Here is a 22255-nt window from a genome sequence, read left to right on the forward strand (position 1 = left end):
ACATTAGCAACAAACTAAATAATACATGGATATTAACTTCAATAAAAACGAAGATCATAATAAACTTTTACTCTCAGAATTAAATAAACGTTTAGCTAAAGTAAGCCTTGGTGGTGGTAAAGCTCGTATTGAAAAACTACATGCTAAAGGAAAAATGACAGCAAGAGAGCGTATTAATTATCTTTTAGATGCCAAGTCGAAGTCTGTTGAAATTGGTGCTTTTGCTGGAGAAGATATGTATATCGAACATGGTGGTTGTCCATCGGGTGGTGTTGTTATAAAAATGGGGTATATCAAAGGGAAGCAATGTATCGTCGTAGCTAATGATGCTACAGTGAAGGCGGGAGCCTGGTTTCCTATAACTGGAAAAAAGAATTTACGCGCTCAGGAAATTGCTATCGAAAACAAACTTCCTATTATTTATTTAGTGGATTCTGCCGGTGTGTATTTGCCACTTCAGGATGAAATATTTCCAGATAAAGAACATTTTGGACGTATTTTTAGAAATAACGCTATTATGAGTAGCATGGGTATTACCCAAATTGCTGCTGTTATGGGAAGCTGTGTTGCTGGAGGCGCTTATTTGCCTATTATGAGTGACGAGGCTTTAATTGTTGATAAAACAGGAAGTATCTTTCTTGCTGGTAGTTATCTGGTAAAGGCTGCGATTGGAGAGAGTATAGATAATGAGACTTTAGGGGGAGCAACAACGCATTGTGAGATTTCTGGAGTGACTGATTATAAAGCTAAGGACGATAAAGATGCTTTAGATACCATCAAAAACATTATAGATAAAATTGGTGATTATGATAAAGCAGGCTTTAACAGAAGTGATTCAAAAAAACCAAAAGAAAACATTGAAGATATCTACGGTATTTTACCGAAGTCCAGAGCTGATCAATACGATATGTATGAGATCATAAAGCGATTGATTGATAATTCTGAATTTGATGAATATAAAGCTGGCTACGGACAAACCATTATTACTTGTTATGCGAGAATTGATGGCTGGGCTGTTGGCATTGTTGCTAACCAACGTAAACTTGTAAAAACAAAAAAGGGTGAAATGCAATTTGGAGGGGTTATCTATAATGATAGCGCAGACAAGGCAACACGTTTTATTGCAAATTGTAATCAGAAAAAAATCCCATTAGTGTTTTTACAGGATGTTACCGGGTTTATGGTTGGTAGTAAAAGTGAGCACGGAGGCATTATTAAAGATGGTGCAAAAATGGTAAATGCGGTTAGTAATTCTGTGGTTCCAAAATTTACGATTGTCATTGGTAATAGCTATGGTGCTGGTAATTATGCTATGTGCGGAAAGGCTTATGATCCTAGATTAATTGTTGCATGGCCAAGTGCTGAACTGGCGGTAATGAGTGGAAATTCGGCTGCCAAAGTATTATTACAAATTGAAAAAGCATCGTTAGAAAAACAAGGTGAAAAGATTACTCCCGAAAAAGAGGAAGCGCTTTTCAAAAAAATAAAAGACCGATACGACAATCAAGTATCTCCATATTATGCTGCTGCACGTATTTGGACGGATGCTATTATTGATCCCCTAGATACACGACATTGGATTAGTATGGGTATTGAAGCCGCTAATCATGCACCTATTGAAAAGCAATTTAATTTAGGAGTATTACAGGTATAATGAAACGTTTTCACCCCCAAACTCATTTATATTATGAAAAAAAGAAAGGTTTTATCCCTACTAGGCCTACTTCTTACTAGTTATGTGCTATATCTAGTTTACGCGTTCTATATTGATACTAATGACAATATAAAATCCATCTATTTGGTTCCAAAAGATGCCGTTTATGTTATCGAAAGTCAAAAACCAATTGAAAATTGGAATACCATAAGTAAAAGTGATATTTGGAAGCACTTAAATACCAATGCTTATTTTAATAACCTTTCTGAAAGTCTTAATAAACTAGATACCATCTTTAAACAAGACGAAAGTACTTTTAAAAGATTTGGAAACAGAGAGATATTAATATCTGCTCATGTATTTACTCCGGAAAAATATGATTTTTTCTATGTCATTGACTTGCAGAAAATAGCAAAACTTGATATTCTAAAAAATCATTTAAATACTATTACTTCTGATAACTTTAAAGTGAGTAAGCGAAAGTATCATGAGCATCAAATAACAGAGGTTTATGATACAGAAACTCATGAAACACTTTACGTGAGTTTTATAAAAAACCAAATGATTGCGTCTTATGTACATACACTCGTTGAAGCTTCAATAGACCAGTATTCTGAACCCGAGATTGGAAGGAACCTTAATTTTCTAGAAGTAACTAAAGCGATTGGGCATGATGATATGTTCCGTTTATATTTTCAATATAAATATTTGGATGATTTTATTAAAATATTTTCAAATAACTCTGGTGAACTTGGAAAAACTTTAAGTAATAGTCTAGAATTTAGTGGCTTTAGCTTTGATTTGGATGATAATACAATTGTTGCTAACGGAATAACAAATTTTAACAGCAAGGCTAATCCTTACTTAAAAGCGCTGAAAAATTCCGGAACAAGTACCCGAAGTATTAGCCAAGTTGCTCCAAAACAAACGGCGCTTTATTTCAGCTTTTCTTTTAGTAGTTTTAATGAGTTTCACAATAATTTTGAGGCTATTCAGAAAGAAAATCCAGAGCAATTTAAAAGTTACTTAGACGGTATTGAAAAAGTAGAAAACGCTTTGAAAATTGACTTAAAAGAGAACTTTATTAGTTGGATAGATGATGAAGTCGCACTACTCCAACTTCATTCTACAGTATCTCGATCTAAAAAAGATATTGCTATTGTTTTAAAAACTAATGATCGTGAAAAAGCAAAGCAAAACTTAGATTTTATTTTAGAACAAATACGAAAACGTAGCCCTGTAAAATTTAAAGACATTAATTATAAAGGTTATCCTATTAACTTTATGTCCATAAAAGGCTTTTTCAAACTACTCATAGGGAATTTGTTTAAAGGGATTGATAAGCCCTATTTTACAATCATAGAAGATTATGTTGTATTTAGCAATCATCCTAATACTTTAAAAAGCATTATAAATAGTTATATAAATAAAGAAACTCTAGACACTTTTGAGGCTTATAAAGACTTTGATGATGAGTTTGATAGCAAGTGTAGTGTTTTTACTTACATCAATGCTCCTAATTTGTACAATAGTGTGTACAACTTTGTAGATATGAATACAAAAAAGCAGTTAAAAGCGAATAAAGATTATTTTATTTGCTTTCCACAAATAGGAATTCAATTAACTCCAGAAAAAAACTTTTTTGAAAGCAAACTAATAATCGATTATGAAGATCCTGATATTGTAAAAACGAAATACACTTTTACAGATGCAAGAACGTCTTCAAAAACGAATGTCCCCTCTCCTCTAATAGAGGTTACTGAGGAGAATTTAAATAAAGAAACTATTTTTAATATTCCTGAAATTTTCCCAACTGATTTAACTGCTAAAGCGTTTATAAAAAAACATCCTAATGGAAAGGTTAAATTTTCTGTAGAATTAAAAGATGGGTTAAAGCATGGAGATTATGAGGAATATTATAAGAATGGTAAACTAAAAATCTCTGGAAAATATTCTAAAGATGTGCAAAGTGGTGCTTGGCGTGTTTATAATTTTGATGAGGATGTTGTATTTAAAAAAAGGTTTTAAGACTAATAATTTATAGACCGTATTTTATCGTCATAATTGATCATTAATGATTTATTCTCCAGATAGTTGGCTTTAATATTTTTTATTTTCTCATGAAAATTCTGTATCTTATAGGTTGATAATCAATATTTTTCAATCATGGGAACAATAAAAACACTCAACAAATGGGCAAATGCGCATACGTATTTACCGCTTGATTTATTACGTGTCGCTTTAGGTGTCTTTTTATTTATAAAGGGCATTGGTTTTATGTCCGACAGTGCCATGCTAATGGAATTATTTAAACCAATACAAAATTTAGCTGGTGGTATGGCGGTTATTCATTATGTAGCTCCTGCTCATTTTATTGGCGGTATTTTAATTGCTTTTGGTTTACTTACCAGATGGGTCATTATTGCTCAGCTCCCCATTTTAATTGGGGCTATTGTTATAAATTTTGTTGGAGAAATGATTTCCAACAATTTGTTTTTAGCTGTTATGACGTTATTTGTTTGTCTCTTCTTCTTAATATACGGTTCTGGAAAAAACTCCTTGGATTATTATTTTAAAATGCAGAAGTGAAAAAAGAAGTCTATTTTTTGTCCGTTCGAGCGCAGTCGAGAACCATATATCTTTAAATATAGAGGTTTCGACTGCGCTCAACCAGACATTCTTTTTATATCTACCTTATTAGAATCCACAGAAATTTAAAAACTTAACTTACTACTCCAGAATATTTCTCTATTAGTCTTACAATTAAATCGTTTAGTTTTTCAACTTCAAAATTATCTGTACTTGGTTTTAAATGTGGATTACCAATCCCGCTATCATCAGTAATAAAAACATAAGTCCCATTTGTTGAAACACTAAAGAAACGCATTAAAAACTCAACATTCTTATCAGCTCCACTAGCTACTATTGGGATTATTTTTATTCCTTTTTCTTGTGCCAATTTTATTTGCTCTTTAATTATAGCTACATTTTCTTTAGTAAAATGAGGCGGGGCATCTAGCAATAAAAACAATAATTTTGCTTTTGCGTTAGCATTCCATTTTTTGCTCATAGATACTTTCAATGCTTGCTCTACAGCTTCTTCATAATCTCCACCTCCTCCTGCTCCTTGATGAGATAAAATATCTTTGACTGCATTGATATCTGAATTAAAGTCAAAATCTCTTACTACATATGCATCTCCAAAATCTCTATAAAACGTTAAGGCTACTCGCTTGTTGTCTATACTTTTATCCAATCTCGTAATAATATTTTTTAATTCAGATTTTAAATAATCTATTTCGTCCCCCATCGACCCTGTAGCATCAATAGTAAACATAACATCAATATCGTTAGATTGTGATTGTGCATCTAATGTAAACTCAATCCGCTCGTATGTGTTTGTGATTTTTTTTCCAAAAATTCTTTTGTTTTGTTGAATTTGAAGGGTATAATATTCTCCTTCACATTTTTGATTCAAATCTTTAAATAATGTAACTTCTCCTGTAAAATCTGTTCTTGCTGTCATTATTAATTGATTTGATTCATTAAACAAAGACACTTTTATATTATTTAGAGGTAATCCTTTATTGTCGTTAATAGCTATTTGTATTTTGTTTTCCAGATAAAAATTCCAGTTTTGTTGTATTTCTTTATATTCGTCTTTCTTTAAATTCTTTTTCCACTCACTCCATTTCTCTAAGTCATTAATCTCTCCAGCTGTTAATAAACCCGATTGGGGCTCTTGACTATTGATTTTTACTCCACTAACTTTTCCAGATAATTTTGAAGAAACCGATTCTGACTTAACAGCAGCAACAGCACTCGTTATTTCCCTTTTTTTTGCTGTACCATATCCTTTTATTACGATTTCATCTAAGCTTGATGTATCTTCTTCTAGTACTACTGAAATTGTATTAAGGGTTCCAACTTTCTTTTCTTGCGTTACAAAACCAAGGTAAGTAAAGACAAGAATATCCGTTAACTTTGCTTTAATTTTATATAATCCCTCAAAATCTGTAGTAACCCCTTTGCTTGTTCCCTTAATTAAAACATTAACACCTGCTAACGGTAAATTATCACTTGCCGATGTTACTTTTCCCGATATTAGTCTTTCTTGTCCTTGAATTTGTATTGAAGTGGTCAATACAATAATGAATGTTAATAGTGCTTTCATAATAACTGATTTTAAAGTTTAGCATAAAACTAACTTCAAACGCTTTCTTATAAAACCAACAATGAGTGAAGTGCGCTTTTGAATGAGTAAGGCATAAAAAAGAGGCTACCTAAAAAGTGCTATATTTTGTCATCCAGAGCACAGCGAAGAATCTTATTGATTTCTAAATCAAAACATCAAACCTTTATAGATTCTTCATTTCATTCTGAATGACACTTTTTAGCCTTTTTTAAAAACATTATGTTTTAAATCTATTTAATGTCTAAACTATAAGGGAATAACAATTGAATCCCTTTTTTCTTAGACATGGATTTTATTTCTTTTAAAATTCTGTAGTTTTCTTCTCCCAATTCCTCTTTTAAAATAGTTTCTTTAGCTTTCACCAAACCTAAATCACTTAGTATTTGATCTAGATCTTTTTCATAAACAGGAAATTCTTCTATTTTATAGTCTTCAATGTCTGCTGCTTCAGAGGCTCTTTGCAACGCTAAGTCTAATCCGCCTAGCTCATCTACCAGACCATTATTTAAGGCATCTACTCCAGTCCAAACACGTCCTTGAGCAATAGCTTTTACATCATCTTGACTCATATTACGACCTACGGCTACTCTATTTGTAAAGAGTTCATAAATATCTACAATACTTTCTTTAATAAAAGCACGTTGTTCATCATTTAAAGGCTCAAAAAAGCTATATGAAACTGCATTTTTATTAGTGATGACTTGTTCTGCATTAATCCCTATATTATCTGCTAATTGTTTACCATTTGGTAGCACGCCAAATACGCCAATACTTCCTGTTATTGTTGTTGGCTCTGCAATAATCTTATCGGCATTACATGCAATATAGTAACCTCCTGATGCTGCTACGTCTCCCATAGAAACAATAACGGGTTTTACTTTTTTGGTTAACTCTATTTCTCTCCAAATCAATTCACTTGCCAGAGCACTTCCTCCTGGAGAATTTATACGTAATACAATGGCTTTGACTTTGTCATCTTCTCTAGCTTCTTTTAAAGAAGCATTCATAATACCTTGCCCAACTGTTTTCTCGTCACCTTCCCCATAAATAATATCGCCTTCAGCATAGATAACTGCTATTTTGTTTTTACTCTTATTGGATTTTAATTTATTGGCTGCATAAATTGAATAATCTGAAATAGTAATAGTCTCTAAATCATCGTTAGGTTTCACCCTTAATACATTCTTAATATCATTAATATATTCATCGTGATATGCTATTCTATCGATGAGCTGAGACCTTTTAGCTAAATCTGCCGTTCTGCCTAACAAGCTATCTGCAATGGTATTTAATTTTTCTGAAGTTATATTTCTACTTTTTGAGATATCTTGCTTGATTTCATTCCAAAGCCCATTTAGATATACAGAAATCTGCTCTCTGTTTTCATCACTCATTTCATTAGTCAAAAATGGTTCTACAGCACTTTTATATTTTCCAAACCGTACGACTTCCATTTTAAAGCCTGTTTTTTCTTGAAAATCTTTAAAATATAAACGCTCTGAATAGAGTCCTTTAAACTCCATCATACCAACCGGATTCATATAAATAGTATCGGCAACGGAACTTAAATAATAATCTTTCTGTGTATAAATATCACTATAAGCAACAACAAATTTCCCCGATTCTTTAAATTTTAACAACGCATTTCTCAAAGCTTTTGTTTGTGAAATACCTGCATTAATAAAATTATTGGCGATTGAAATTCCTTTAATTTTATCATCTGTAGCTGCATAGTTTATAGCATCAATAATATTGAATAAGCCGTTTTTATCGTCTTCATTTAAAAATGGGTACTCTGCAAACTCAGTTTTATCAGCATAATCTTTTATAGGAAAGTTTAATTTTAATTCTAAAACAGAATTAGATTTTACCTGAACGACTTCATCTGACGATGCCCCAAATAAGAGCCCAATTAAAAACAACCCTAAAAAACAGATCATAAGAAATACAATAATACCTGTTACTGTTGATAAAACACGTTTAATAAAATCCATAATTTTTATTTTCTGTTTGTATTGAAAAAGGGGACAAAGTTACAATTTAAGCCAATAAATTCAATAACTCCAATGTTTTTTTACGCTGAATTTTGCCTGAAGATGTTTCTATAAATCGTTTAATGGCATAAATCTCTTTCGGTTTTTCAAATTTATCTAAATCAGAAAAGACCGTTTTATCTAGCTTCGTAGAATCACTTTCCAAAACTAAAATAAGCTGTTCTCCTAAGGATTCGTGAGCACTTGAGGCTATAAAAAAACGTTCTTTTATTTTATCTTGAAGTTTTGCCTCTATCTTTTCGGGGAATAATTTGAGTCCTCCAGAATTTATAACATTATCGTAACGCCCTAACCATTCAAATTCATTTTTAGAAAGGCATTTAACAATATCATTTGTTATAATTTTATCTTTTGAAAGTTTTGGAGCATCAATTATCAGGCAATCTCTTTCGTCTTGCGAAATAGATATGTTTGGTAATGTTTGGAAGTAAGATGCTTCGGCAAGCTCGACATGACGCCCTTTTTCTTTATTAAAATTATTTATTTTTTTAACCGCAATATGAGTCACCGTCTCAGTCATACCATAGGTTTCATAAATACTTGAACTGAGATTTTGAATCTTTTCCTTTAATGAATTTGAAACCGAAGCACCACCTACAATAATCGTCTTTATACCATCACAGCTATTTAATGAATTTTGAAGCTGCAATGGAATCATAGCACAAAAATCATATGAGATTTTTGTATTGAAATTTGGCTGAGAGTTAGGTTCAATCAAATCTAATTCTAATCCAAGAATCATAGCCCTGACCAGCATCATTTTACCTGCTATAAAACTTGAAGGTAAACAATGTAGAGCCCTGCCTCCTGGTTCTAAATTGAAAAAATCACCTGTTGCTATAGCAGAATTCACCATAGCTTGCTTACTAAGTGAAATTGGTTTTGGCTTCCCTGTAGACCCTGATGTGTTTACAACTATGGAATCATTAACATCTAGCCAATCAAGTAAAAATTCACCAATAGAAACCTCGTATGGCACACCTTCTTTCACAAAACTGTACGCCACTTCCATAAGATCTTCATATGTATAATGAACACCATTTAATTTGAATCTATTATGTACTTTATTATAATTAGGAATCACTTATAATATCGTCTAAAATTTTATAATCTTCTTTTGGTGGTTCTATAACATTTCCAAAAAGCTTTTCTTTCCAATTTGTCCAGTTATATTTTTTTGAAAGGATGAAAAGCAAGATAGGGAATACAACAAATACTGGAACAAATATCTCCATTAATCCCATGGTTTCTGGATCTGACATATCTTTAAAAATGGAATGTGTTTGAAAAGCCGTCCAATCTGCAGTTACAAGAAGTGCTGTAAATAAATTATTGGCTGCATGAAATCCTAATGCCAATTCCAGTCCTTCATCCATAAGTGTCATAATTCCTAGCATAAGCCCTGTACCTATGTAATAAATCATAATAACATACCCAAGTTTTTCAACTTCGGGATTGGCTATGTGGAGTAAACCAAAAACTATAGATGTGGTAAATAATGGAACCCATTTATTTTTTACAATAACACCAATCCCCTGCATTAAATAACCTCTGAATAAATATTCTTCAAAACTTGTCTGCAAAGGCACTAATACTATAGCAATAACACTAAGTATCAAGAACGGTACTAACTTGAAATTAAATACATAATCTTCTGGGGTTAAGTAATAATCTATTAACACAAAACTACTTGAAACTATCCCCCAAAGAAAGAAAATAAACCAAAACCGTTTCCAATCTATCTTTTTTCTAGCTGTTGTTAAATGCTTAAATGATAGTTTATGTAAATATTTTGTCACCAATAACAAACCGACTAATCCTATCGCAAAAGAGATGAGCATTAAAAAGAGGTTTAGGTTAGGTTCTAAAAGCCCCATCATTGCTGTTTGGTCTAAACTTGTTACATCACCTCCATCTTTAAAAGCTTTATATAAAACAGCAACCGTAAAAGGTATTTGCCCTATAATCGAAGCTGCAACAATAATTACAATTCCTATTAAATAGCGCCACCATTCATGCAATCCATTAAAAGCCTTACTTATATACATATATTATAGATTTATATTCCATTTAATACTATTATTGTATTGCAATGTACCATTTTTAACTTGTAATGGAGACTCAAAATTATTAGTAAATAATCCACCAGTTCCAAGCCCTTGGGGCATTTTACTTTGCTTACCATACGTATATTGAGCAATGGCATTAAGCCCAATATTACTTTCTAAAGCACTAGTAATCCACCATCCTGTTTGTTGGTGTTCTGCAATATCAATCCACTCGTTACTTCCTTTAAAACCTCCTACCAAACTGGGTTTTAAAATGATATACTGTGGATTTATAGTTTGTAGCAATTTCTGCTTATTTGTTACAGAAAATATGCCTATTAATTCTTCATCTAAAGCTATTGGTAATGGGGTGTCTATACACAATTGCGTCATAACTTCTGTTTGCCCTTGTTTTATAGGCTGTTCAATAGAATGCAAATTAAAATCTGATAATACTTTTAATTTCTCTAGGGCTTCAGAAGGTAAAAATGCACCGTTAGCATCTACTCGTAATTCAATATCTTTAGAAGTAAATTCTTTTCTAATGGATTTTATAAGATTTATTTCGGTTTGAAAATCAATAGCTCCAATTTTCATCTTAATACAAGAGAAGCCAGCATCTAATTTTTCTTTAATTTGCTGTTTCATAAAGGCTTCTGTTCCCATCCAGATTAAACCATTTATTGGAATAGAATCTTTACTTTGAATGAATTTTGATGGAAATAATTCAAATTTGTTTTGACTTTTTAAAGACTTAAAAGCAGTTTCTAATCCGAACTGAATACTAGGGAATTCAATTAATTCGGATAATAAATCATCTAAATCATTATTGATATTTTTACAAAGCCATTGCAATTTTTCTTCGTAATCTGGCCTATCATCGGCTGAAAGTCCTCTAAACAATCCACATTCACCTATACCTTGTTTGTCTTCGGATTTTAAAATAAGAAACCATGTTTCCTTAGTTTTTAAAATACCTCGTGAAGTACCACTAGCTTGCTTAAAGTTTAAAATGTATTTTTTATACGACGCAACTATCATTTACAATTCGATAAAGCCGCCAATTTCAAGAAGCATTAAGTCTTTTTCTTTTTCGAAAAACTTGCGTTTGGCTACTTCGTGATCAATTTCAATATAACCAAATGTATCAAAATGATATCCCAAAACTTTATCACATGCAATAAAATTACTCGCTAAAATAGCGTCATCAATACCCATTGTAAAATTATCACCGATAGGTAAAATCGCTAAATCCAGCTTTGTTTGTAATGGAATAAGTTTCATATCGTAAGTCAAAGCAGTATCTCCAGCGATATAAATATTTTTATGTTCACCTTCTATTACAAAACCTCCAGGCTGACCTCCATAGCTTCCGTCTGGAAATGATGAGGTATGAATGGCATTAACATATTTTACGATACCAAAATCAAAGTCCCACTTTCCACCATGATTCATAGGGTGGCCTTCAATTCCTAATTTTTCGAAATACGAAACAATCTCAAAATTAGAAACCACTATAGCTCCAGTTCTTTTAGCTATAGCTTCAACATCTAAAATATGGTCTTGATGCGCATGTGTTACTAAGATATAATCAGCTTTTAATTGATCTATATCAATATGTGATGCTTTTGGGTTTCCAGAAATAAATGGATCTACAAGTATATTAACATCATTTACTTGTATGCCTAAACTAGCGTGACCGTAAAATGTGATTTTCATTATTTTGTGGTATTATATTTTGTAAAAGAAAAATACAAAAAAACTATAACAAATGACCTACTCCCATGAGTATGGCTAATAAAACGGTTGTTAATGCCAACTTTTTCAGTTCTGGGTCTAACAATTTGGGAACTGTATTTTTACGCACCGTTCTTATATGTATTAACAAAGGTATATAGGTCACAATAAAAATTAGATTATAAGGAGAGGTGTAATATAAAATACCAAATAAAGCGGACAATATAATGGCTAACCCAATTAGCGCATAATGATATATCTTAACATTATTAACACCCATTTTAACCGCTAATGTTCTCTTATTTGATTTTTCATCAGACACAATGTCTCGCATATTATTAAGATTAAGAACTCCTACGCTCAATAAACCTATAGTACATGCTGGAAGAAAAACAACATGATCTATTGTTTTGGCATATAGCACATAGCAACCAATAACACTTACTAAACCAAAGAAAATAAATACAAAAAGATCCCCTAAACCTCTGTAACCGTAAGGGTTATTACCAACAGTATATTTTATGGCTCCGGCAACGGAGGCGATACCTAGTATAAAAAATAAAAATGTGAGCAAAAAATGCTTAACTCCAAATGCACTAAAAATGAGCAAAAAGGCTAAACCAATAGAAATTAAAACGTTTATTTTAATGGCATTAAACATCTCTTCAGGGGATATTTTTCCAGATTGTATGGCGCGTTCTGGGCCAATTCTATCATTATTATCGGTGCCCTTAACCCCATCACCATAGTCATTGGCCAAATTGGATAATATTTGAAAGCTTAATGTTGTAAAAATAGCAAGAATACCTATTCTCCACTTAAAGCATCCATTATATTCAGCTAAACATGATGCTAAAATAATCCCAGATATTGATAAAGGTAACGTCCGTAGACGCATCGTCGAAATCCAAAGAGAGACTTTATTCATTATGGAATCCATTTTTTAGCAAAATTAGGCTTACGCTTCTCTAAAAAAGCATTTCTACCTTCAATGGCTTCATCTGTCATATAGGCTAAACGAGTGGCTTCTCCAGCGAATACTTGCTGCCCTACCATACCATCATCTGTTAAATTCATAGCAAATTTAAGCATCTTTATAGAGGTTGGTGATTTCGCTAGTATTTCTTGAGCCCACTCATAAGCTGTGGCTTCTAATTCATCATGTGGTATTACGGCATTTACCATCCCCATTTCGTAAGCTTCTTGTGCCGAGTAATTTCTTCCTAGGAAAAATATTTCACGCGCTTTTTTTTGTCCAACCATTTTAGCTAAATATGCAGATCCATAGCCTCCATCAAAACTAGTGACATCGGCGTCTGTTTGTTTAAAAATAGCATGTTCTTTACTTGCTAAGGTTAAATCACAAACAACGTGCAAACTATGTCCTCCACCTACAGCCCAACCAGGCACAACAGCAATAACTGCTTTTGGCATAAACCTGATTAATCGTTGCACTTCTAAAATATTTAAACGGTGATATCCATCTTCTCCAACATAACCTTGATGCCCTCTAGCTTTTTGATCGCCTCCACTACAAAAGGAATACACTCCATCTTTAGTCGATGGCCCTTCTGCTGATAATAATACAACTCCTATATTAACATCTTCATTTGCATCATAAAAGGCATCATATAATTCGCTTGTTGTTTTTGGTCTGAAAGCATTTCGGACGTCTGGTCTATTAAAAGCTATACGTGCGACACCATTACATTTTTTATATGTGATGTCTTGATATTTTTTAGCAGTTACCCAATTCTCTTGGTTCATTTTTATTATTTTAGTCAAAAATAAATTTTATTTCATTAAATCACTTACTTCGCTATGAAAAATAACTTTTTAGCTTTCATTTTAGTTTGCTTCACACTTTTATCTTATTCTCAACCTTATGATTTTAAGGCCATTATAGATCTTGAAGCTACAGATGTTATTAGCCAAGGTAAAACAGGGACTTGTTGGAGTTTTTCTACGTCATCATTTCTTGAAAGTGAAATAATTCGTATTACAGGAAAAAAAATAGATTTATCTGAAATGTATAATGTTCGTCATACATATCTCAACAAATCATGGAACTATGTTATGAGACAGGGTAAAACGCAATTTAGTCAGGGGGGATTAGCACATGATGTTATGAATAGCATTTCGGCACATGGACTCGTACCAAACACGATCTATTCTGGTTTAAAAAATGGAAACGCCAAACACGATCATTCTAAATTGGTAGATACATTGAAAAAAACTTTGGATCTGTACATAAAAGACTCAAAAACATTTAATTGGAAAAAAAGAACTAATGACATTTTAGATACCTTTCTTGGTGAAAATGTTAAAAGTTTTGATTATAACGGAAAAAAGTATTCGCCTTTATCTTTTATGAAAGAGGTCAAGATAAATCCAAAAAACTATGTAACGCTTACATCATTTTCTCATAAGCCCTATCACACAAATTTTATACTTAACATTCCTGATAATTTTTCTAATGGCAAATTTTTTAATGTGACTCTAGATGAACTTACAAATACTGTAAATAATGCATTAGAAAAAGGTTTTACTATTGAATTAGACTGTGATGTTAGTGAAAAAACTTTTTCATCTAAACATGGACTAGCGATTATTCCCATTGATGGTATAGATATAGCAGATGCTTTAATAAATGTATCAGAAGAAAAGAAAATAACACAAGAGTTCAGACAACAAGAATTTGAGAACTATAATACTACAGACGATCATTTAATGCATATCACTGGGTTAGTAAAAGATCAGAATGGAACAACCTATTATAAAGTTAAAAATTCTTGGGGTAAAAACCCAAAAAGAGTTAATCATGGAGGCTATATTTATATGAGTGAGTCATACTTCAAATTAAAAACAATCTCTGTAACACTCCATAAAAATGCACTCCATAAAAAAGTTCTTAAAATCTTGAGAAAAGCTTAAATATGCATAGCAAATTTTAACAGAGTAATAAAAATATAAAAATACGTACTTATACGTACATAAGTGTAGTTCTTTTTTTATTATTTTTGTAAATAATTAATTTTTGTCGGATAAATTTGTTTTTAAACGATAAAATTTTGTATTTTGTCGACTTAATACCCAAAACTATGTTACTTTCAATTACTATCTCCCTCGCTGTATTGGTAATTATTAATTTATTATTGCTAAAATTTAGCACAAATAAAATTGATAGAACTGCTGGTAAAACAAATAAAAAACCTGTGGTGCTTACACCTCAAATTACCATTGAACAGGAGTCTGAGAGACTTGCTCCAACAGGAAGTTAGTTTTACTAAAATGTTTATTGCCAAACCAATATCCCCTATTAGCACTTAATGGTGAAGGGTGCCCCGAAGTTAATATTTTATGATTGTGAGTATTTATTAGTTTAACCTTTTGCTTTGCATAACCACCCCAAAGTAAAAACACAATATCCTTTTTCTTTTCACTTATAGTTTTTATAACAGCATCAGTAAAGGTTTCCCATCCCCTTTTTTGATGGCTCCCTGCTTGATGTGCTCTAACTGTTAACGTTGCATTTAGTAATAACACACCTTGGTCTGCCCATCGCATCAGATTACCACTTTTTGGGTATGAAATTCCTAAATCTGTTTCTATCTCTTTAAAAATATTGATCAATGATGGTGGGTGAGGAATACCATCGTTTACAGAAAAACATAACCCATTTGCTTGTCCACGTCCATGGTATGGATCTTGACCAATAATTACAACTTTTACATCGTTAAAATGACAATGATTAAAAGCATTAAAAATTTGTTTACCTGGTGGGAAACAAGTTTGAGATTTATATTCTGTTTTTACAAAACTTACTAATTCTTTAAAATAAGGTTTATCAAACTCTTCTTTTAAATGAGGCTTCCAGCTTTCGTGAATTTCTACATTCATATCAATTAGATAATATTCTTACTAATAATTCTTTTAATAAATCTCCTTGCGAAACCGCATTAGCCCCTACACCTTTACTTTTCACATCAAAATCTCTTAATGTAGAAACAACCATACTTACTTTACGCATTGGGTAATGCCTTGCTGCCGCTATATATTCATTCACAAAATAGGGGTTAATTTTTAAAGCAGATGCAACATTTCTAGGCGATTTATCGCTTAAACCATGAAAATGAAGTAACTGTGAAAAGAAATTAAAAAGCAAAGACACTGTTACAACCATTGGGTTATCCTTTGGGTTTTCAGCAAAATAATTAATAATTTGATACGCCTTTATGGTATTTCTTTCTCCAATAGCTTTACGTAATTCAAAATTATTATAGTCCTTACTTATGCCTATATTTTCTTCAATATGCTCAGGCGAAATTTGAGTTCCCTTTGGTAAAATAATTTGAAGTTTTTCTAACTCATTATTTATTTTACTTAAATCCGTTCCCAAAAACTCAACAAGCATTTGCGCAGCTTTAGGTGAAATAGAATAGTTTTTAGGAGATAACACACGTCGAATCCAATCAGCTACCTGGTTTTCATAAAGTTTTTTGCTTTCGTAAATTACACCCGTTTTTTTAAGCGTTTTATACAATGACTTACGCTTATCTATCTTTTTATACTTGTAATTAACTACTAAAACGGTTGTAGGTTGTGGATTTTCTGCATATGAGGCCAGTTTTTCAATAGTCCGTGATAAATCTTGAGCTTCTTTAACAATAACCACCTGATATTCTGCCATCATAGGATAGCGCTTAGCGTTACTAACAATATCTTCAACAGCTACATCTCGGCCATACAAAACCATTTGATTAAAACCACGTTCCTCTTCAGCCAAAACAGTGCTTTCAATAAAATCGGAGATCTTATCTATATAATAGGGCTCCTCTCCCATCAAAAAATAGATCGGTTTCAGGTTTTTATTCTTTATATCTGTGACTAATTGTTTGACTTCGTCCAAACTATTTTAATTTTCGAATTACAAACACTAAAACCAAATTGAGAATTATAATTATTTAAGGATTTAGTACTTGAATATTGTGATTTCTGGTTTTGTAACTTAACTTTGAAAAAAATCAGGATGCGTTCATGCAAGCACTTAATTTTCCGAAGTTTTCGTTTCGATTCAAAAATAACGAAAATAAAGTTTCTATTTTCGATAGTATTCGCAAAAAATTTGTGATTTTACAACCCGAAGAATGGGTACGCCAACACTGTGTTCAATATTTAATAAATAACAAAGGGTACCCTAAATCTTTAATTAATGTTGAAAAAGAACTGATTATTAACTCTTTAAAAAAACGTTACGATATTGTGGTGTATAATTCTAATGGAAGTATTCATTTAATAGTAGAATGCAAGGCTCCGAAAATTGTTATAAACCAAAGTACATTCGATCAAATAGCTCGTTATAATTTAAAGTTAAATGCAACATATTTAATGGTTACAAACGGATTAAATCATTATTATTGCCAGATGGATTTTAAAAATGAACGCTATAATTTTTTAAAAGAAATTCCTGATTTTAGTAAGCAGTCGCAGTAAGCAGTGTTCAGTGTTCAGTGTTCAGTGTTCAGTAAATATGTAGTAAATAGAAAATAAACTTTTAAACGACACACTTAAAACTTGAAAATAGCAATCGTCATATTGAATTGGAATGGTAGAAAGCTTTTAGAACAGTTTTTACCATCTGTAATTGAACATTCAAAAGAAGCAGATGTATACGTTGCGGATAATGCGTCGACAGATGATTCAATTTCTTTTTTAAAAGGAACTTACCCATCAATTAAAATAATTGAAAACAAAGAAAATGGTGGCTATGCTCAGGGATATAATGAAGCTTTGAAAGATTTGAATGCTGATGTTTTTTGTTTACTTAATAGTGATGTAGAAGTTACTAAAAACTGGTTGTTACCCATCTTTGAAACTTTTAAAAAAGAAGCAAATACTGTCATCATTCAACCTAAACTACTCGATTATAAAAAGAAAGACTATTTTGAATATGCTGGTGCTGCCGGGGGGTTTATTGATAAGTATGGTTATCCTTATTGTAGAGGTCGCATTTTTAATACTATTGAAAAGGACTCTGGACAGTTTAATGATAACTCTGAAATATTTTGGGCATCTGGTGCCTGTTTTTTTATCAGAAGACCCGTATTTCAAGAACTAAATGGGTTAGACAAACACTTTTTCGCGCATATGGAAGAAATAGATTTATGCTGGCGTGCTAAAAATTTAGGATACAACATAAAATATATTGGGCAATCTGAAATTTACCATGTTGGTGGTGCTACACTTGATGCGACCAACCCTAAAAAAACTTGTTTAAACTTTAGAAACAGTTTGTTTACATTAACTAAAAATGCTAAAGGACTATTATTTCCATTAATACTTGTTAGACTAATTTTAGACGGCATGGCTGGAATGAAGTTTTTGTTTGAATTAAAACCTAAACATACTATAGCAATAATAAAAGCGCACTTCGGATTCTATTATAACTTAAGAAGGTTATTAAAACAACGAAAATCTATAAAAAACAAAATAAAATATTACCAAAGAACATCCATTGTAGTTGATTATTTCGTAAATAAGAAGACCGATTACGAAAGTTTATAAATAGTTAGCAAAAGTTTTGTTAACATTGTTAAAATTTAACGTTTTTTATATATTTTTGTTTAATCAATTTTAAGGAAAATAAATCCACACAACATATTATGAAAAGACTTTTATTAATTAGCTTATCTACAACACTTCTCTTAAGTTCATGTGTTTCTAAAAAACAATTTACAGACTTAGAAGCAAAACAAAAAGAAACTCAAGATTTACTTAATTCCGCAACGGTAAAATTAAATGCCTGTATAACAGATAAAGCAGCTGCAACAGCAAGAGCTACTGCCTTAGAAGAACAAATAGCAGATTTACGTAAAAATAATGATAATCTACAGGTTTTATCTGCAAAGGGAGCTAGTAACATCGAGAAAACGTTAGAAAGCATTAAAGAAAAAGATTTAAAAATCACACGCTTACAAGATGCTATTACTAAAAAGGATAGTGTTACTTTAGCATTAGTAACAAGCTTTAAACGCGAAGTAGGAATCAACGATCCGGATATTGAAGTCAATGTAGAAAAAGGTGTCGTGTTTATTTCTATTGCAGATAAACTATTATTTAAAAGTGGTAGCTATAATGTAACATCTAAAGCTAAAGATGTTCTTGCAAAAGTTGCTAAAGTTGTAAATAGCAAGCCAGATTTTGAATGTATGGTAGAAGGACATACAGATAGTGTTCCTTATAAAAAAGAGCCTTTATTAGATAACTGGGATTTAAGTGTTAAACGTTCTACATCTATTATTAGAGTACTAGAGACTTTAAATGTAAATCCTGGTAGATTAATTGCTGCTGGTCGTAGTTCTTACGTTCCATTAGTAGATAACGATACTGCAGAAAACAGATCAAAAAACAGACGTACACGTATTGTTGTGCTTCCAAAAATCGATCAGTTTTATGATATGATTGAAAAAGAAATGAAAAATCTTGAAGCTGGAGGAAACTAATCAGTTTTGAAAAACATAAATCAAAGCTCAACTTTTTAAGTTGGGCTTTTTTTATGGGGTTCTATTATTAGAAGATCATTAATAAAATAATAATAGCTAGCCTATTTTTAAATCCATTAGATTTGTAATTAATATATATTAAATATATGTGTACCAGTGTACATATCCATTGTTGTAAGCAATTTTAAAAACTAACCTATGAAATACATTCTGCTAATCGGCTTAATCTTATTAAATTTTTCAGGCCATTCTCAAAACGCTATCATTATAGGTGAAACCACCACAATTCATTCAGAAATACTAGATGAGGATAGAATGCTGGAAATCTATCTACCTAAAAACTATGAAGAATCAGATAAAACTTATCCCGTTCTCTATTTGCTTGATAGTTATTATAATTTTTCACATGCTGTAGGCTCCGTTGAATATCTTTATTTGAATGAACTCATTCCTAAGATGATCATTGTGGGTATAAGGAATACTAGGCGCAATCGTGATTTGACCCCAGATTCTCCAGAGCTTAGTAAGAAACATAGAGAAAGGATGGGATTAACAGGTGGCGCTGATAAATTTATAGCTTTTCTTGATAAAGAATTAATTCCGTACGTAGAACAAACATATAAAGCAGCTCCATACAAAATAATCGTTGGACATTCTTTAGGAGGGCTTTTCAACGTTTATACTTTTTTTAAAAAACCAGAACTCTTTAATGCATATCTTACCATCAGTCCTAGTTTATGGTATCCAAATGAATTAAATTCTCAAGAATTCGAAAGCATATTTACTGATCATTTAGAACCTAATAGAACTTTTTATTTAACCTTAGCCAATGAAAATAGTGGAAATATGCGCGGGAATATTCTTAAGTTAAGTGGAGAGTTCAAAAACTATATAAATGCTCATAAAGAGACAGGTCTTCGATTCAGATATGACCCAATGCCTGAAGAATCTCATGGTTCTGTAGGGTTACCTTCGATATATAATGGTTTACGCTTTATTTTTAAACCAACTCAATATGAAATCCCTAAAACCAAAGAAGAAGTTATGCAGCAGGGAGGACCAGATGATGCGATCGAAAAAGTTATTACATACTTCAGTCAACTCTCCGAAAAATATGGATATGAAGTGACAAATGAATATGCCTTAACTAATCTTGGCTATGCTTTTCTTAGAATAGAAGATTTAAATGAATATTCTGTAAATGCATTTAAAGCCAATGTCGATGCAAACCCAAATTCCCATGATGCATACTCCAATTTAGGAATGGCTTACGAAAAACTCGGCAAATTACAAAAAGCTAAGGATAGTTATGAGAAAGCATTAAAGATGATTAAGAAAACCGAAGATCCTGAATGGGAATTCTATCAAGCTGACCTGGATAATTTGGAAAAGAAAATAAAGGCAAAAGATAGCGATTAGTGTAGATTTAGAAATGATTCTCTTTCCTAGTTTTGTTGCATTTGCTATACACAAAAGCCTTTTTAGAATTTGGTTGTAAAGCATCAAAAAATCTCCAAACTTCCTTTACCTTCTCTAATAACAACAGGTTCGCTTTCAGATAGGTCTATAACTGTAGATGCCTCATTGTCTCCATAACCACCATCAATAACCAAATCAACCAAATTATCCCATTTTTCTAAAATAAGCTCAGGGTCTGTAGTGTATTCAATAACTTCATCCTCATCCCGTATAGAAGTGGATATAATAGGGTTTCCCAGTTGTTTTACAATTTCCAAAGCAATGTTATTATCCGGTACACGAATACCAACTGTCTTTCTTTTTTTAAAAGGATTAGGTAATGATTTCGACCCAGGAAGAATGAATGTATAAGGCCCAGGAAGTGCTCTTTTTAAAATCTTAAAAACCGAAGTGTCGATTTGCTTTACATAATCACTTAAGTTACTTAAATCACGGCATACAAACGAGAAATTAGACTTTTCTAACTTTACTCCTTTGATTCTCGCAATACGTTCTAAGGCTTTAATATTTGTAATATCGCACCCAAGACCATAAACAGTATCTGTTGGGTAAATAATAATTCCTCCACGTTTTAGAATAGCCACTACCCTTTCAACCTCCTTAGGATTAGGATTTTCTTCATATATTCTAAAAAAATCAGCCATAATAATTATCTTGCATTATCGTTTTACAAAGTAAATACTATTTTCTTTATGAGAAGTCTAAAATATCATTTCTTAAGCTTAATCTTTATAATAACATGTCTTAATTGTTCAAATGAAACCGCTGAAGAAGAGATTACTAATAGTTTAGATCCAAGAAGTTACTATGTAGAACAAGATATTTCCTATGGCACAGGTAGTGATCAAAAATTTGATTTATATCTACCTGCAAATCGAAATTCAAATACTAAAACAATGATTTTGGTACACGGTGGCGGTTGGACATCGGGCGATAAGGAAGACATGAATCCTATCAAAGATTTATTGCGATTAGATTTTCCAAATCTAGCTATTGCAAACATCAATTACAGATTAGCTGATGCAAACAATGCCCCTTACCCAATGCAAATTGAAGACATTTCTACTATAATTAATTATTTAAAGAATAATAAAACAAAGTATAATATTTCTGAAAGTTTTGGTTTTATAGGCACCAGTGCTGGCGGACATTTATCGCTCTTATGGAGTTATGCTTTTGATAATGATAATAACACAAAAATGGTTTGCAGTATAGTAGGACCTACTAATCTCACAGATCCTGCTTATTTAGATAATACAAATACAGAGTTACAAGAATTATTAGATTTATTTGGTATAGATCCGGTAACATCCTTTTTAGAAGAAGCTAGTCCGCTACATCGTGCTACAGCTTCAGCTCCTCCATCTATTTTGTTTTATGGTGGTAAAGACCCTTTAATTCCTACAACACAAGGAACCGATTTACGAGATAAGCTCGAAAATCTAGGTGTTGTAAATCAGTTTACTCTATATCCAGATGCAGGTCACGGTTGGGATGGTATAGAATTACTAGACACATGGACAAAACTTAAAGTTTTCATAAATAATTATTTGTGATCTTATAGTGTAACAATTCATACTTATCTT

Annotated in this window: 20 protein-coding genes; 9 read left to right on the forward strand and 11 right to left on the reverse strand. The window is 31.8% G+C overall.

The genetic code is table 11. The annotated features are described in order from the left end of the window. Positions 1-25 precede the first annotated feature (25 nt). The 3 genes from Q4Q34_RS17860 to Q4Q34_RS17870 all read left to right on the forward strand — a co-directional run bounded on the left by Q4Q34_RS17860 (position 26) and on the right by Q4Q34_RS17870 (position 4243). Positions 26-1654, forward strand: coding sequence for an acyl-CoA carboxylase subunit beta (locus Q4Q34_RS17860; protein ID WP_303317778.1), 1629 nt, complete (start codon positions 26-28; stop codon positions 1652-1654). A 33-nt stretch (positions 1655-1687) separates the two neighbouring features. Continuing rightward, positions 1688-3682 carry a DUF3352 domain-containing protein gene (locus tag Q4Q34_RS17865; RefSeq protein WP_303317779.1) on the forward strand — a complete coding sequence of 665 codons (1995 nt, stop codon included), beginning with the start codon at positions 1688-1690 and terminating at the stop codon, positions 3680-3682. 138 nt (positions 3683-3820) lie between these two features. Beyond that, a complete protein-coding gene (locus tag Q4Q34_RS17870; protein ID WP_303317780.1) occupies positions 3821-4243 on the forward strand; it encodes a DoxX family protein in 423 nt (140 codons plus the stop codon). 133 nt (positions 4244-4376) lie between these two features. Here the strand turns inward: Q4Q34_RS17870 and Q4Q34_RS17875 are convergent, their stop codons facing one another. The 8 genes from Q4Q34_RS17875 to Q4Q34_RS17910 form a co-directional block, all read right to left on the reverse strand. Beyond that, a complete protein-coding gene (locus Q4Q34_RS17875; RefSeq protein WP_303317781.1) occupies positions 4377-5828 on the reverse strand; it encodes a vWA domain-containing protein in 1452 nt (483 codons plus the stop codon). Positions 5829-6079: 251 nt separating this feature from the next. Continuing rightward, the gene (gene sppA / locus Q4Q34_RS17880) at positions 6080-7843 is read right to left on the reverse strand and encodes a signal peptide peptidase SppA (protein WP_303317782.1); all 1764 of its coding nucleotides are present in this window, start codon (positions 7841-7843) and stop codon (positions 6080-6082) included. A gap of 46 nt (positions 7844-7889) precedes the next feature. Further along, a complete protein-coding gene (locus tag Q4Q34_RS17885) occupies positions 7890-8987 on the reverse strand; it encodes an AMP-binding protein (protein WP_303317783.1) in 1098 nt (365 codons plus the stop codon). Then, entirely contained in the window at positions 8977-9951 is a 975-nt protein-coding gene (locus Q4Q34_RS17890) for a CPBP family intramembrane glutamic endopeptidase (RefSeq protein ID WP_303317784.1), read from the reverse strand. The genes Q4Q34_RS17885 and Q4Q34_RS17890 overlap by 11 nt, the downstream gene beginning before the upstream one ends. Positions 9952-9954: 3 nt before the next feature. Next, complete coding sequence (locus Q4Q34_RS17895; RefSeq protein WP_303317785.1) at positions 9955-10992, reverse strand: o-succinylbenzoate synthase; 1038 nt, start codon at positions 10990-10992, stop codon at positions 9955-9957. Further along, complete coding sequence (locus Q4Q34_RS17900) at positions 10993-11670, reverse strand: metal-dependent hydrolase (protein ID WP_303317786.1); 678 nt, start codon at positions 11668-11670, stop codon at positions 10993-10995. 43 nt (positions 11671-11713) lie between these two features. Further along, complete coding sequence (menA, locus tag Q4Q34_RS17905) at positions 11714-12616, reverse strand: 1,4-dihydroxy-2-naphthoate octaprenyltransferase (protein ID WP_303317787.1); 903 nt, start codon at positions 12614-12616, stop codon at positions 11714-11716. Further along, complete coding sequence (locus Q4Q34_RS17910; protein WP_303317788.1) at positions 12616-13455, reverse strand: 1,4-dihydroxy-2-naphthoyl-CoA synthase; 840 nt, start codon at positions 13453-13455, stop codon at positions 12616-12618. Before Q4Q34_RS17910 ends, menA begins: the two co-directional genes overlap by 1 nt. 54 nt (positions 13456-13509) lie before the next feature. On the opposite strand from Q4Q34_RS17910, the gene Q4Q34_RS17915 reads away from it, so the two are divergent. Beyond that, a complete protein-coding gene (locus Q4Q34_RS17915) occupies positions 13510-14622 on the forward strand; it encodes a C1 family peptidase (protein ID WP_303317789.1) in 1113 nt (370 codons plus the stop codon). Between the two features lie 300 nt (positions 14623-14922). Here Q4Q34_RS17915 and Q4Q34_RS17920 read toward each other — a convergent pair whose 3' ends face one another. Together Q4Q34_RS17920 and holA are read right to left on the reverse strand one after the other, a co-directional pair. Beyond that, complete coding sequence (locus Q4Q34_RS17920) at positions 14923-15588, reverse strand: uracil-DNA glycosylase (RefSeq protein WP_303317790.1); 666 nt, start codon at positions 15586-15588, stop codon at positions 14923-14925. Between the two features lies 1 nt (position 15589). Further along, on the reverse strand, positions 15590-16597 hold the full coding sequence (gene holA / locus Q4Q34_RS17925; RefSeq protein WP_303317791.1) for a DNA polymerase III subunit delta: 1008 nt from the start codon (positions 16595-16597) through the stop codon (positions 15590-15592). A 128-nt stretch (positions 16598-16725) separates the two neighbouring features. On the opposite strand from holA, the gene Q4Q34_RS17930 reads away from it, so the two are divergent. From Q4Q34_RS17930 to Q4Q34_RS17945, 4 genes are all read left to right on the forward strand, one after another. Beyond that, positions 16726-17181: a type I restriction enzyme HsdR N-terminal domain-containing protein gene (locus Q4Q34_RS17930; RefSeq protein ID WP_303317792.1), complete on the forward strand. Its 456-nt coding sequence runs from the start codon at positions 16726-16728 to the stop codon at positions 17179-17181. 81 nt (positions 17182-17262) lie between these two features. Next, positions 17263-18252, forward strand: a complete 990-nt coding sequence (locus Q4Q34_RS17935; protein ID WP_303317793.1) for a glycosyltransferase family 2 protein — start codon at positions 17263-17265, stop codon at positions 18250-18252. Between the two features lie 98 nt (positions 18253-18350). Continuing rightward, complete coding sequence (locus tag Q4Q34_RS17940) at positions 18351-19190, forward strand: OmpA/MotB family protein (protein ID WP_303317794.1); 840 nt, start codon at positions 18351-18353, stop codon at positions 19188-19190. Positions 19191-19388: 198 nt separating this feature from the next. Beyond that, positions 19389-20609, forward strand: coding sequence for an alpha/beta hydrolase-fold protein (locus Q4Q34_RS17945; RefSeq protein ID WP_303317795.1), 1221 nt, complete (start codon positions 19389-19391; stop codon positions 20607-20609). Between the two features lie 83 nt (positions 20610-20692). Here the strand turns inward: Q4Q34_RS17945 and Q4Q34_RS17950 are convergent, their stop codons facing one another. Then, positions 20693-21313, reverse strand: coding sequence for an L-threonylcarbamoyladenylate synthase (locus Q4Q34_RS17950; protein ID WP_303317796.1), 621 nt, complete (start codon positions 21311-21313; stop codon positions 20693-20695). A gap of 48 nt (positions 21314-21361) precedes the next feature. Here Q4Q34_RS17950 and Q4Q34_RS17955 point away from each other — a divergent pair, with 48 nt between their 5' ends. Continuing rightward, positions 21362-22225 (forward strand): alpha/beta hydrolase, encoded by an 864-nt coding sequence (locus Q4Q34_RS17955; protein WP_303317797.1) that lies wholly within the window; start codon positions 21362-21364, stop codon positions 22223-22225. Positions 22226-22255: the final 30 nt, after the last annotated feature.

It is taken from the genome of Flavivirga abyssicola, assembly GCF_030540775.2.
Classification (GTDB): domain Bacteria; phylum Bacteroidota; class Bacteroidia; order Flavobacteriales; family Flavobacteriaceae; genus Flavivirga; species Flavivirga abyssicola.